Consider the following 12,826-nt stretch of genomic DNA (forward strand, 5'->3'; position numbering starts at 1 on the left):
GCCTTGATAATCTGTGTCTCGGTAAACTTTGTCTTTTTCATTCCATTTAAAGTTAGTAGTTTTTACAACTTTTAAATGGCCGAACTTCAGGTAAGCCTACAATATGAGTCATTTGTATAGAGGTGAAAACAACTTGTAAGTACTTTGCTGAACTGGTTAAGTACCAGCCTAAACAAAGTCTGTTGGACGAACAAATATATGGGATAGAATGTATGGTCTCTTACTTTATGGCTAAGAGCTACAGATAGAGTGTGAAAGAGCCACAAGCTTAGTTTAATAACTTAACCTGTGTTACTACACTTTCTAATTGCTAAGTTATTGAAGGCTTTTCAGCGGTGGTGGTAGGGGTTGCAAAAGAGCTTAACTTATATCTTATCTTCTGCCTCCTTACGAGCTTCCTCTTTTTGCTCACTATTTCTTTCAGTATTGTCTTCATCGTCATCAACATCTTCATCATTAGTATCATTGAGAATATTGTTGACTTCATTAAGATTTTCACGTATCATTGTTAACAGTACTGTAAATTTACAGTACCGAAGTGTTCTAAAACTCTCGATTAAGATAAAGCAAAAAAAAAGGTGCAAACCCTTGGGGTCTACACCTGATTTTGTGGTTATAGTTCGATATCGGAATCGAACAGTATGTATTTGAAGGCTGCTCTCGCAGTAACTTCAAAGAGAGTCCAGAAAAGCGAGTTAGTTTTGGCGAACGCACGCTTTATGGACTTAGCTATCACCCTCTTAGGGTGATGTTGAGGTAACTCAGGCTCAAGGTCAGATGGCTTGGAACGGCTGTTCCTATTGCCGTCTGGCCTTTTGCTTTTGTTACCCCTCTTTTTCCTCTTGCACATAGGCATCAGAATTGAGAGTAAAACAACAATAAATCAAAGAACTTGGATTAGCTCTGTTACTCAAATATATAAAATTGAACTTGAAAGTCGGGGCGAAAGTTGTTCAATTTATGCACACCCTCCCAAATAGCAGGCAGGGCCGTTTTTGTGGTGTAGTCCACATAGTTATCCACACCGTGGATAACATACATAGGTTACCTATAATATTAAAGTTAATGGATATGATGCTTAAAAAGCCTCTTTTGATGCCTTGGTAGTCTCTCTGTGTTGATAAGTTGATATGTGAAAAGCTTCTTGTGTTGAAAACTACTTTTCATCTTTTTAGCATAAATAGACCAGTTCCAGTAAAAGAATTTAAGAATAGGGAGGAAGTCAAAGCTTGCGACCTTTTTCCTAAATTTGCGAGTAAAATGCGACCTATTTAGCAGAGGTAACTCCGAAAACTGGCTTCACTAAGTTTTGTAGTGTTAAATCTTAGTTGTTGTGTACAAAAGGTATATTTGCAGTTGCTTGTAAGAGCGTGAAAGGGAATTTAAAGAGGGTGCCCTCTGTTTGATGACAATGCTGAAGGAGCAAGAAAAGATAGAAAAACCGAAGAGGTCAATATTTAAAGGCGTGATCGGGTTTGCCTGGAAAGTTTTCTTTCTGGGCTTCGCCTTTGTGTTAGGCTACCTGTTGAGCGTGGACAATAACCTGCTTTACCTGTTTGGTTCCTCACCAAGCCTTGACAAGCTGGAAAACCCCCGGTCTGATCAGGCCTCTGAGCTTTATACGTCAGATGGGAAGCTGATTGGAAAGTACTTTAAGGAAAACCGCAGCCCGGTAGGCTACGACAGCCTTTCCCCGATGCTAATCAAGGCGCTGGTTGCCACAGAAGATATTCGCTTTTACGAACACACCGGTATTGACCCTGCCGCCATCATGTCGGCTGTATACGGTAGCTTGCAGGGCGATGCCCGCGGCGCCAGTACCATTACGCAGCAGCTAGCCAAAAACCTTTATAAAACCCGTACAGACACCTCCAAAGGTGTGCTGGGGCATGTTCCGGGCATCAGCCTGGTTATTGCCAAAACCAAAGAGTGGCTGACAGCCATTAAGCTGGAGCAGCGGTACACCAAGGAGGAAATCCTGGCAATGTACCTGAATACCGTAGATTTCGGTTCAAACTCGTTTGGTATCAAGGTTGCCTCCAAAACTTTTTTCAACACTTCACCTGATAGCCTAAAAACAGAGCAGGCTGCTGTGCTGGTAGGCCTGCTGAAAGCACCCACTTATTACAGCCCCAAATTTAATCCTGAGAATGCCACCCGACGCCGTAATACCGTGCTGGGGCAGTTGGCAAAGTATAACTACGTTACTCCTGCACAGGCTGACTCGCTTAGCCAGTTGCCTTTGGTGCTGGAGTATAAAGTGGAGAACCACTATGATGGCCCTGCCACTTATTTCAGAGGTGCCGTGGCCGACTACCTGAAGGAGTGGACGAAGGAGAATGGCTATGACCTTTACCGTGACGGCCTTAAAATATACACCACCATCGACTCCAGGATGCAGGCACATGCCGAGGCAGCCATGGAGGAGCACATGCGTACGCTGCAGCGCCGCTTTGATAACCATTGGGAGGGCAAAAATCCTTGGGTGGATGAGAAAGACCGTGAGATACCCGGTTTCATTGAAGAAACCATCAAACGTACAGCCTATTACCAGCGCCTGAAGAAAAAGCACGGGGATGACCTGAAGGCCATTAATAAGGAGCTGAATACTCCGCGTGAGATGATGGTGTTTACCTGGGACAACGATTCGCTGGAAAAGAAAGTGACAATGAGCCCACTGGACTCGCTGGCCTATTACAAGCATTTTCTGCACGGTGGCATGATGACGATGGACCCATACTCCGGGCATATTAAAGCCTGGGTAGGGGGTATCAATTTCAAGTACTTCAAATACGACCATGTGAAGCAGGCGCGCCGGCAGCCGGGTTCTACCTTCAAGCCCTTTGTGTATGTGGCTGCCATCGACAATGGCTATTCTCCTTGCGATAAGATTGTAGATAAGCGCATCACCATCAACTATGTGGAGAATGGCAAGAAAATGAACTGGTCGCCTACCAATGCTGACTGGGAGTATACCGGTGCCCCTATGACCTTGCGTCGCGCCATGGGTAAGTCAGTGAATTCCGTAACGGCACAGCTCACAGAGAAAGTAGGCTGGGAGACAGTAGTGAAGTACGCGCACCGCCTGGGCATCACGAGCCCGCTGCAGGAGGTGCCTTCTATTGGCCTTGGCCCCAGTGATGTTTCTATCTTTGATATGGTAGGCGCTTACAGTACGTTCCCGAACCAGGGATTCCATACGGAGCCGATGTTCATCACCCGCATCGAAGACCGCAATGGTAACCTGATTCACCAGTTTGTGCCGAAGCAGAAGAAAGTACTGAGCGAAGAAACTGCTTTCCTGATGGTGCACATGCTGAAAGGTGGTATGGAGGAGCCGGGTGGCACTTCGCAGGCCCTTTGGGAATATGACCTTTGGAAGAACGGCAATGAAATAGGCGGTAAAACAGGTACTACCTCCAACCACTCTGACGGCTGGTTTATGGGAGTTACAAAAGACCTGGTGACGGGTGTTTGGGTGGGTGGCGAAGACCGCAGTATACACTTCCGTACATCGCAGCTGGGCGAGGGCTCCAAAACGGCACTGCCGATGTTTGGCCTTTACATGGAGCGAATTTATAAAGACAAAGATTTGGGCTATACCCTGGGCCGCTTCCCGGGGCCGACCGTCGAAATCAGCAAAAAGTATAACTGTACTACTGTGCTGCCAAGGCGGGCTGAGCCGGATTCCACTGCACTGGATGAAATGCTGGAGCTCCTGAATGTGGGAGGAAACATTTTGTAATACCAGCTTGAAGATAGGCATAAAAAGAGAGGGCCAGCTACACGTAGCTGGCCCTCTCTTTTTATGCTTTTAATAAACCCAGGTCTCTTTGCTTAGTAGATTTTTATCAATTTTTCTCCTCCTCATAAAAAGACTCCAGCGCCTCTTCTAAATAGTTATACTCAAAGGTAAAGCCTGTTTGTAGTACCTTGTTAGCGCTTACACGCAGGCTGGCCAGTACCACCTCACTCATTTCGCCCATAACCAGGTTAATAGCAAAGGCAGGCACTTTGGGAAGTACCATCGGCTTCTTCATGGCCTCGGCCAGTTCTTTCATGAACTCTTTGTTTGTGACAGGGTGTGGCGCCACAGCATTGTATAAACCAGAAAACTGGGGGTCTTCTATGGCCCTGATAAAGAGGCGGCAGGCATCGTCTATGTGTATCCAGGACATATACTGCTTGCCGGAGCCCAGTGTAGCGCCTGCCATCAGTTTAACAGGTCTGGCCATCTGGGGCAGGGCTCCTCCCTTCACGCTCAGCACAATGCCTAACCTGAAAATAACAGTTCGCAGGTTCAGTTCATGCATCTGCCAGGCCGATGCCTCCCACACTTTGCACACCTCCGCCAGAAAATCGTCGCCGGTGGTGCTCTCTTCCGACACCAGCTGATCGCCGGAGTCGCCATAAGCGTTTATGCCTGAAGCTGAAATAAAACCTTTTACGTGGTGGTTTACCTCGTTCAGGCACCTGTAAAGCAGGTTTGTGCTTTGCACGCGGCTGTTGATGATTTCTTTTTTCCGGTCTTCCGTCCACTTCTCGGCTGCCACGCTGGCGCCTGTCAGGTGCACGATATAGTCGGCATACGTAATAGCATTCTCATCGATGGCCCCTTCCTTTACATCCCACTTAAAGGTTTTATAGTTGGAGACCTTGTCAGGGTTCCGGCTCAGGTGGGCTACTTCGTAGCCCTGGTCGATGAGCATCTCTGACAGACGCATCCCGACTAATCCCGAACCACCTGTTATTAATATTTTACCAGACATAATAATTCTTGAGCATGTTTAGGCATTGTTTCCCCTATACGCAATACAGGTATATTTAAGTTCTCTAATATTGAGCAGGAGTTAAATAAGCAGCTTAATTGGTGAAGCCGAGGGTGCAAGGGGAGGATTAGCTCTTACTGCGAATGTGTGACAGGAACTCTGTACGGTATTCCTGTTCATCAAAAAGGCCGGAGTACTCGGCAGTTATCGTGCTGCTGCTTACATCGCCTACGCCACGGCTCATCACACACAAATGGTCAGCCTCTATCATCACAGCCACATTTTCTGTCTGCAGGGCCTGCTTCAGTTCATTTGCTATCTGCATCGTCATGCGCTCCTGCACCTGCGGGCGGCGGGCATAGTAATGTACTATGCGGTTAAGTTTGGAGAGGCCAATTACGTGTTCATTCGGAATGTAGGCAACGTGCGCTTTCCCGATAATCGGTACAAAATGATGTTCGCAGGAAGAGTAAACTGTTATGTCACGTTCCACCAGCATCTTATTGTATTTGTACTTGTTCTCAAAACGGCGTGCAACCGGTTTATTGTCTGGGTGCAACCCGCTGAAAATTTCGTTCACGTACATTTTGGCCACGCGAAGCGGCGTTCCTTTCAGGCTGTCGTCTGTCAGGTCGAGGCCCAGGGTGTGCATAATCTCATGAAAGTGTCCTTTGATGATCTCTACTTTCTCCTCGTTAGAGAGGTCAAATGCATCTTCCCGCAGGGGAGTATCCAGTGAACTCATCACATGGTCGTCCATTGCCTCCTCATCTCTGTCAATATCTTTGTTGTGGTTATCCATTGTATTCCACAAAGTTTCGTTCTGTTTCATAAAGTGTTACGGCTAATTCATACTCGGTGCTGATTTTAGCGCGAAGCTTTTCCCATATCACCACGGCAATGTTTTCTGCGGTAGGGTTCAGGTTCCGGAATTCGGCTGTGTCGAGGTTCAGGTTCTTATGGTCGAAAGTATCCACCACTTCCTGTTTTACGAGATCGCTCAGCTTTTTAAGGTCGTACACATAGCCTGTTTCAGGATTTACGGCACCAGTCAGCTTTACAAAAAGCTCATAATTGTGGCCGTGATAGTTGGGGTTGTTGCACAGGCCGAATACTTTTTGGTTTTTTTCGTCGGACCAGGCGGGGTTGTGGAGCCTGTGGGCAGCGTTAAAATGTTCTTTTCGGCAAATGGTTACTTTCATATTGTTTGCAACAACAACAGCTGTATGTTTGTTCGGTGCCAAGGCAAAACCATTTAGGACTGCAAAAGCTATAAGTTTACAAAGTTAATGTAGCTACCTCGAAACCCAAACCAATTACAGGTGAAAATAATTTCGCCTGCACCCATTCATTCTCCGCCTGATTCCCTATTTTAGTGTGTGGTAACAATAATAAATAGTGCAATTAAACTTTAGCTGATGAGAGGAATTATACTTGCAGTGCTTTTACTCATTACAGGGGTCAGCCAGGCACAAATGGTGCAGGTTATAGAGAAAGAACAGGAGGTAAATGGCGTAATCAGGCGCGGACAACAGCTTTCTATAGAAATTGACCCAAAGACAACCGAGAAATCCTGGAAAGACTACCTGAACAAAAAAGCTGGGAAGGTAAAAAGCAGCAAGGGACTGTTAACCGTGGAAGGTGCTGTAATAGATACAATTTCAAGCACTCCGTTGCGGGTTACTTCCCTTGTTGGCAGCAACGCACAAGGCAGTACTATCTGGTGGAGCCTGGATATGGGCGTAGCCTATGTGGATAAAGATGCGACACCAAAAGAATATGCCGCAGCCGAAAGTTTTATGCGCGGCTTTGCCCGCAAACTGTACCGTGATGATGTACTGCGACAGATAAACGAGGCAGAGGAAGTGCTCCGCGCTACCAAATCGGAGCAGGACCGGGTGGTGAAGGAGGCTAACAGCATCCAAAACCAGATTGATAAGAACCGACAGAAAAGGCTGGATCTGGAAGCTGAGCTGGCGCGTAATGCCGAAGAGCTAAAGCAGTTGGAGCTGAATGTGGAGCATAACGTGAAGCAGCAGGAAATCAGCCGCCAACAGGTGCAGGATATGGAAAAATCTGTAGAACTGGTAAGAGAGAAACTGAAGGCAATCAAATAACGATACTAGGAACTCTGGCCCAAAAGCAACGCGCCCGCTTACATGCATGTATAGCGGGCGCGTTGCTTTTGTTTTTCTCCAGTAATTGACAAAGAAATCTACAGCTTCATCCAGCGCTGTATTTCCTTGTCCGCGAATTTTTCATCGCGCCAGCCTACAACGTTTGTCCGGGCGGCGGGATTGTAGTTTGCGAACCAGCTTTGCAGAATCGTTTTAACGGCCGGGTATTCTTTGCTCAGGGCAGTGTAGTTAGTTACATCTATCTGGCGCTCACTGGGCCTTGCAGGCACTGCCACTATTATATGCTGCAGATCTCCGGCTGTTTCCAGCTGTAGGAGTCCCACTGGTATTACTTCGGTCACAGTACCTGTTTCCAGCCTTTCTGAAAGAACGAGGATCTCCAGTCCTTTGCCATTGGGATCTATCTCTGTGGAGGGTATAAAACCCAAATTGCCGGGGTAGGGCAGAAAATTGACCACACGGTCCATGTCGGCGTCCTTGTCATTTACAAACTCCTTTTTCTCGCGGTCATATACCAGTTTGTGGTTGCTGCCGGCAGGTGTCTCTATTACGGCCTGCAGTTGTTTGTTACCGGTGTAGGCGGGAAGTTCGGTATAGTCTGTCTTGCAGGAGAAAAGCAGCAGCGCCAGCAGGCACAGGCACAGGTAAGGATACAGTTTCATCTTCAGCTTTTTTAATCAGGGTATCACAAAGATAGAAAGCCTCTGCCGGAGAGGAAAGAGAACAGGCTAAGAGTAGTGGGGCAATATATACAGAAATAAAAAGAGGAGCCGATATGCATCGGCTCCTCTCTCACTAAAACTATTGTAATTATGAAAACAGGTATCTTTATCTTCTTTCTTTGATACGAGCAGCTTTACCCTGAAGACCTCTCAGGTAGTACAGTCTTGCTCTTCTTACCTTACCTTTTCTCACTAAGTCGATTTGCTCGATAGATGGAGAAAGCAAAGGGAAAATACGCTCTAATCCGATTTGGTTAGATACTTTTCTTACAGTGAACGTTTCGCCGTTCGTGTTCACGTTCTTACGCTGTATTACTACACCCTGGAACTGCTGGATACGCTCTTTGTTACCCTCACGGATTCTTACGTGTACGTTTATAGTGTCGCCCGCCTGGAAAGATGGGAAAGAGGCACGCTTGTCTGTAGATTCCTGCTCTACGAATTTAATTAGTTCGCTCATGATGGCTATTACTTAAAAGTATCTTCTTCAAATTTCGGACTGCAAAGATATGTAATTATTTCTTACATAAGAATATCTGCAGAAAAAAAATATAATATTTAGCTGCCTTTTCGCTATGAGGGTGAGGCCGGTAGCTATAAAAGCCTCATCTGCATAATAGGTTCCGGATGATTATTCACCCAGCAAATCAGGCCGGCGCTGGCGGGTACGGGCTACTGCCTGCTCGAAGCGCCACTCCTCAATCTTCGGGTTGTTTCCGGATAGCAGTATCTCGGGCACCTGCATGCCTTTGTACTCCGCTGGCCGGGTATAGACAGGCGGAGCCAACAGCCCATCCTGAAAAGAATCCGTCAGTGCCGAAGACTCATCATTCAGCACGCCTGGTATGATTCGGATAATGGCATCAGCCAGCACAGCTGCTCCCAGTTCACCACCAGATAATACATAGTCGCCGATGCTGATTTCGTGCGTTACAAAATGTTGCCGCACGCGCTCATCCACACCTTTATAGTGGCCACAAAGAATGACTACATTCTGCAGCAGCGAGAACTGGTTCACAACCTGCTGGTTCAGCGTCTGTCCGTCCGGCGTCATGTAAATAATGGCATCGTACGTTCGTTCGGCCTTTAGTTCAGACAAGAGTTTGTCTATGGGTTCTATCATCATCACCATACCGGCACCACCGCCAAAGGCATAGTCATCTATCTGCCCGTGTTTGTTTACGGCATACTTGCGCAGGTCGTGGATGTGGATTTCCACAAGTCCTTTTTGCTGCGCGCGCTTTAAGATAGAATGGCTGAAGGGGCTGTCCAGCAGGTCAGGCTGGCAGCTGATGATGTCAAAACGCATTATTGTTGGTCTTCCGAATCGTCTTCGTCGGCTTCGTCAGGGCCACCCGGCTGGGTGTATACTTCAAGCAGGCCTTCCGGCATGTTTACATGCAGTTGCTTTGTCTCATGGTCTGCACGCAGAAACACCTCGTCAATCACCGGCACCAGCATCTCCTGGTTCAGGTACTCCATGGCCATCAGTTGCTGCTGCGGCATGTCGTAGAACTCTTTCACAATACCCAGCGGGCCATAGTTCTGGTCTACTACCTGGTAACCAATCACATCATGGAAGTAGAATTGGTCGTCTTCGAGCTCCGGCAACTCATCAAGCGGCAGGTAAAGGGGCGTGTTGCGCAGTGCTTCGGCCTGTTCGATGGTTTTAACGTCTTCGAACCGGATGATGAAGCGCCCTTTCTGCACTGGCTCCATGGTGTCTATAAAAAAAGGAACCAGTCTTCCTTTTTGCTCAAGGAAAACTGATTCCAAATCTTCATAATCTTCGGGATAGTCTACGTCAAAAAACGCGACCACTTGCCCCTTGGTGCCATGGGTTTTGACGATATAGCCTAACTGAAAGCAGTCATCAATATTCATGGCAATGAAATTTATGCTTGCTCTTCTGTGTTCGCTTCGCCTTCAGCCGGAGCCTCAGTAGCTTCTTCAGCAGCAGGAGCGTTAGCGGCAGCTTTCTCAGCCTCACGCTGACGGATAGCCTCGGCACGCGCCTCTTTTACTTTAGTCTCAGCATCGAAAGCAGCTTTTCTGGCAGCCTCTTTAGCAGAACCAAGGTTCTGACGCTTCTCCTCAATTTTAGACTGCTTCGCTTCTTTCCACTCTGCCAGACGAGAGTCGGCAGTTTCCTGAGAAATAGCACCTTTGATAACACCAATCTGCAGGTGTCTTCTGTAAAGTACGCCAGTGTAAGAAAGCATTGCTTTTACAGTGTCAGTAGGCTGTGCACCGTTCATTAACCACTGAAACGCCTTGTCTTCGCTGAAGTCAATAGACGCAGGGTTAGTGTTAGGGTTGTAAGTACCCAGTTTCTCAATGAACTTACCATCACGTGGTGATCTTGCATCTGCTACTACGATATCATAGATAGCTGCTTTTTTGCGGCCTCTGCGGGCCAGTCTGATTTTTACTGCCATTTTGTATATAAAATTTATGTCGGCGGATCCCGTCCGCCAGTTTTTAGAACCGCAAAGGTAAGAATTTATAGCGGAACAATTGCAAGGTTATGTTAATTTAAGTTGAGGCTATGCGCCAGAATTTCAGTTCTGTAGCCCAGGCTCACGGGGGAAGTAGTTCTGAGAAACAAAAAAGCCCTCCATTGCGGGAGGGCTTCTGTATTTACTGATTAAGCTGCGGCCTGAGATTTAGGCCTTACTGCTTTTACTTTCACTTTGGCTGGCTTCAACTTGATGATGTGGAGCTTGTTCAGCGACCAGATAACCGGCCAGGTTGGATCTACTTCCCACCACTTCACACCGAAGTTCACACGGTTAGGCAGCTTGTGGTGGTTGTTCTGGAACAGTTCACCACCTGTCAGGAAGTCGAAGAAAAGAGAGTTTCTGGATTTGTCGTTGTTGTCGAAGTTCTGGTAGCCGTACTTGTGGCCGCTCCAGTTCACAATAGCGCCATGTACCGGCCCCATCAGGAAGTGGATTGGAAGCAGCAGGAACATCCACCACTGTGTGGCGAAGGCAATGTAGAACAGCACGTAGAATACGCCCCATCCGATTCTTGAATAGTAAGAGTCTCCTATTTTCTCCAGCGCATCCCATACCGGGTAATCGCCCTCAAAGCGGCGCTCCGGTTCCACACGGTTGTTAAGTACGTTGTTGTAAATATTTTTTGTTTTCCACATCATCGTGAACGCATTGTTAGAGAAATGCGGCGAGTGCGGGTCTTTCTCTGTGTCAGAGAAAGCGTGGTGCATGCGGTGCAGGATAGCATAGGCACGCGGCGAAAGGAAAGAGGAGCCTTGTGCCATGTAGGTTAAAAGGTAAAATGCCTTCTCCCAGAAAGGGTTCATGGTGAACATTTTGTGAGCGGCATAACGGTGCAGGTAAAAGGTCTGTACGAAAAGTGACAGGTACCAGTGCACCACGAAGAAGATGAGTATAGCCATTAGCTTATAAGATGATAATGATGTAATTCTGCTGTATGCCTGGCTACGGTAAGCGGGCCATGCATTTTACAAATTTACAATACGAATTGAATGTAAAATAGAGAAGAGGTGGTAAAAGTTCAGAAAATGATGAAAATCATTTTCTGAACAATCTTTCTTATAGCTGCCGGAAAGGTGCCCAGGTGGCATTATGGGGCGGCAGGGCGCTTACTGTTACAGGTGTTTTAAGCGTTGGGTGCTCAAACTGCAACTGGCGGGCATGCAGGGCAATGCTTTTATCGGGCAGTGGCTGTGCTGCCCCGTACTTCAGATCGCCCAGTATAGGGCAGCGCATGGAGGCTAGCTGCACCCGTATCTGGTGCGACCTGCCCGTAATGGGGCTTACCTCTAGCAGGTGCCTGCTTTGCTGCGTGCTCAGGAGTTTGTAATGCAGTTCAGAGCGCTGGCCACTCTTGTTTTCTTTGGCGTAGGCTTTGGTTATGTTTTTAATGCCGTCTTTTACAAGCCAGTGCACCAGTTTTCCCTCTTCCTGCGCCGGCCTGTTCTGCACCACAGCCCAATAGGTCTTTTGGGTTTTCTTGCTCCTGAACAGCTCGTTCAGGCGTGCCAGGGCTTTGGACGTTTTAGCCAGAAGAATAACTCCGCTTACGGGCCGGTCGAGGCGGTGCACCACCCCGATAAACACATTGCCAGGTTTGTTATACTTCTCCCTGATGTAATCCTTCGCCAAATCAGCCAGCGTGGTGTCTCCTGTCTCATCGCCATGCACCAGCAGCCCGGCAGGTTTGTTTACCGCCAGCACATGGTTATCCTCATATAAAACTTCCAGCATCATGATGGGCTAAGGAGCTGAGCAATGCCAAGGCTGTTTTAAGCTATGGTATTGCTCAGCCCTGTAACTTTGCTCTCTAATTGTCTAACTTTAGTAGGCTTCTTTTTCGTTGGGGAAGTCCAGGCTCTTTACATCTTTGATGTAGTTGGTCACAGCATCCGTCATGATGGTGTGCAGGTCGGCATAGCGGCGCAGGAAGCGGGGCTTAAATTCTTTATTAATGCCCAGCATGTCGTGCACCACCAGTACCTGCCCGTCCACATGCGGACCGGCACCAATGCCAATTATTGGGATCGTCAGCGTTTCTGCCACCCGCTTTGCCAGTTCTGAAGGTATCTTCTCCAGCACAATAGCAAAGCAGCCCAGTTCCTGCAGCAGTTGGGCATCGTCTATCAGCTTCTGTGCCTCTGCCTCTTCCTTGGCGCGTACAGAGTATGTGCCGAATTTATAGATGGACTGGGGCGTAAGGCCCAAGTGGCCCATAACCGGCACACCTGCACACAGAATGCGGGTAACAGATTCCTTTATCTCTGCTCCGCCTTCCAGTTTAATGCCATGTGCCCCGGACTCTTTCATGATGCGAATGGCTGAACGCAGTGCCTCAGAAGAGTTACCCTGGTAAGAGCCAAACGGCAGATCCACTACCACAAAGGCTCTGCTGACGCCCCGAACCACAGAGGAGGCGTGGTATATCATCTGGTCCAGTGTAATAGGCAGCGTGGTTTCGTGGCCTGCCATTACGTTAGAGGCAGAGTCACCAACCAGCAGCACATCGGTTCCTGCAGCATCCAGAATCGTCGCCATCGAGAAATCATACGCGGTCAGCATGGATATTTTCTCGCCGCGTTCCTTCATATTCTGCAGCTGGTGCGTGGTTATTTTCTTTACGTCGCTTTTATGTACAGACATAGTTGATACAGGTTTAGGCTGTAAAGCTATAAAAT

Annotated in this window: 14 protein-coding genes; 2 read left to right on the forward strand and 12 right to left on the reverse strand. The window is 47.7% G+C overall.

The window, feature by feature from the left end:
- Nucleotides 1-365: 365 nt before the first annotated feature.
- Nucleotides 366-506, reverse strand: a complete 141-nt coding sequence (locus tag ACYVB1_RS05375) for a hypothetical protein (protein ID WP_460921386.1) — start codon at nt 504-506, stop codon at nt 366-368.
- Nucleotides 507-1,465: 959 nt separating this feature from the next.
- Here ACYVB1_RS05375 and ACYVB1_RS05380 point away from each other — a divergent pair.
- Complete coding sequence (locus tag ACYVB1_RS05380; protein ID WP_460921389.1) at nt 1,466-3,745, forward strand: penicillin-binding protein 1A; 2,280 nt, start codon at nt 1,466-1,468, stop codon at nt 3,743-3,745.
- Between the two features lie 106 nt (nt 3,746-3,851).
- On the opposite strand, the gene ACYVB1_RS05385 is transcribed toward ACYVB1_RS05380, so the two are convergent.
- From ACYVB1_RS05385 to ACYVB1_RS05395, 3 genes are all read right to left on the reverse strand, one after another.
- A complete protein-coding gene (locus ACYVB1_RS05385) occupies nt 3,852-4,769 on the reverse strand; it encodes a TIGR01777 family oxidoreductase (protein ID WP_460921391.1) in 918 nt (305 codons plus the stop codon).
- A gap of 127 nt (nt 4,770-4,896) precedes the next feature.
- The gene (gene folE, locus ACYVB1_RS05390) at nt 4,897-5,601 is read right to left on the reverse strand and encodes a GTP cyclohydrolase I FolE (RefSeq protein WP_460921394.1); all 705 of its coding nucleotides are present in this window, start codon (nt 5,599-5,601) and stop codon (nt 4,897-4,899) included.
- The gene (locus tag ACYVB1_RS05395) at nt 5,564-5,971 is read right to left on the reverse strand and encodes a 6-pyruvoyl trahydropterin synthase family protein (RefSeq protein ID WP_460921396.1); all 408 of its coding nucleotides are present in this window, start codon (nt 5,969-5,971) and stop codon (nt 5,564-5,566) included. Before ACYVB1_RS05395 ends, folE begins: the two co-directional genes overlap by 38 nt.
- A 216-nt stretch (nt 5,972-6,187) precedes the next feature.
- Between ACYVB1_RS05395 and ACYVB1_RS05400 the strand changes: the two genes are divergently transcribed.
- The gene (locus ACYVB1_RS05400; protein WP_460921399.1) at nt 6,188-6,886 is read left to right on the forward strand and encodes a DNA repair ATPase; all 699 of its coding nucleotides are present in this window, start codon (nt 6,188-6,190) and stop codon (nt 6,884-6,886) included.
- Between the two features lie 98 nt (nt 6,887-6,984).
- On the opposite strand, the gene ACYVB1_RS05405 is transcribed toward ACYVB1_RS05400, so the two are convergent.
- The 8 genes from ACYVB1_RS05405 to panB all read right to left on the reverse strand — a co-directional run bounded on the left by ACYVB1_RS05405 (nt 6,985) and on the right by panB (nt 12,791).
- Nucleotides 6,985-7,569, reverse strand: coding sequence for an inorganic diphosphatase (locus tag ACYVB1_RS05405; protein WP_460921402.1), 585 nt, complete (start codon nt 7,567-7,569; stop codon nt 6,985-6,987).
- Between the two features lie 166 nt (nt 7,570-7,735).
- Nucleotides 7,736-8,089 carry a 50S ribosomal protein L19 gene (gene rplS, locus ACYVB1_RS05410; protein ID WP_460921405.1) on the reverse strand — a complete coding sequence of 118 codons (354 nt, stop codon included), beginning with the start codon at nt 8,087-8,089 and terminating at the stop codon, nt 7,736-7,738.
- A gap of 171 nt (nt 8,090-8,260) precedes the next feature.
- The gene (gene trmD, locus ACYVB1_RS05415; protein ID WP_460921407.1) at nt 8,261-8,938 is read right to left on the reverse strand and encodes a tRNA (guanosine(37)-N1)-methyltransferase TrmD; all 678 of its coding nucleotides are present in this window, start codon (nt 8,936-8,938) and stop codon (nt 8,261-8,263) included.
- Nucleotides 8,938-9,513 (reverse strand): ribosome maturation factor RimM, encoded by a 576-nt coding sequence (gene rimM, locus ACYVB1_RS05420; RefSeq protein ID WP_460921410.1) that lies wholly within the window; start codon nt 9,511-9,513, stop codon nt 8,938-8,940. The genes trmD and rimM overlap by 1 nt, the downstream gene beginning before the upstream one ends.
- A gap of 11 nt (nt 9,514-9,524) precedes the next feature.
- Entirely contained in the window at nt 9,525-10,067 is a 543-nt protein-coding gene (locus tag ACYVB1_RS05425; protein ID WP_460921413.1) for a 30S ribosomal protein S16, read from the reverse strand.
- A 209-nt stretch (nt 10,068-10,276) separates the two neighbouring features.
- A complete protein-coding gene (locus ACYVB1_RS05430; RefSeq protein ID WP_460921415.1) occupies nt 10,277-11,050 on the reverse strand; it encodes an acyl-CoA desaturase in 774 nt (257 codons plus the stop codon).
- Between the two features lie 157 nt (nt 11,051-11,207).
- A complete protein-coding gene (locus ACYVB1_RS05435) occupies nt 11,208-11,885 on the reverse strand; it encodes an RluA family pseudouridine synthase (RefSeq protein ID WP_460921417.1) in 678 nt (225 codons plus the stop codon).
- Between the two features lie 87 nt (nt 11,886-11,972).
- Nucleotides 11,973-12,791: a 3-methyl-2-oxobutanoate hydroxymethyltransferase gene (gene panB, locus ACYVB1_RS05440; RefSeq protein WP_460921420.1), complete on the reverse strand. Its 819-nt coding sequence runs from the start codon at nt 12,789-12,791 to the stop codon at nt 11,973-11,975.
- Nucleotides 12,792-12,826: the final 35 nt, after the last annotated feature.

This window comes from Pontibacter brevis (assembly GCF_054779655.1).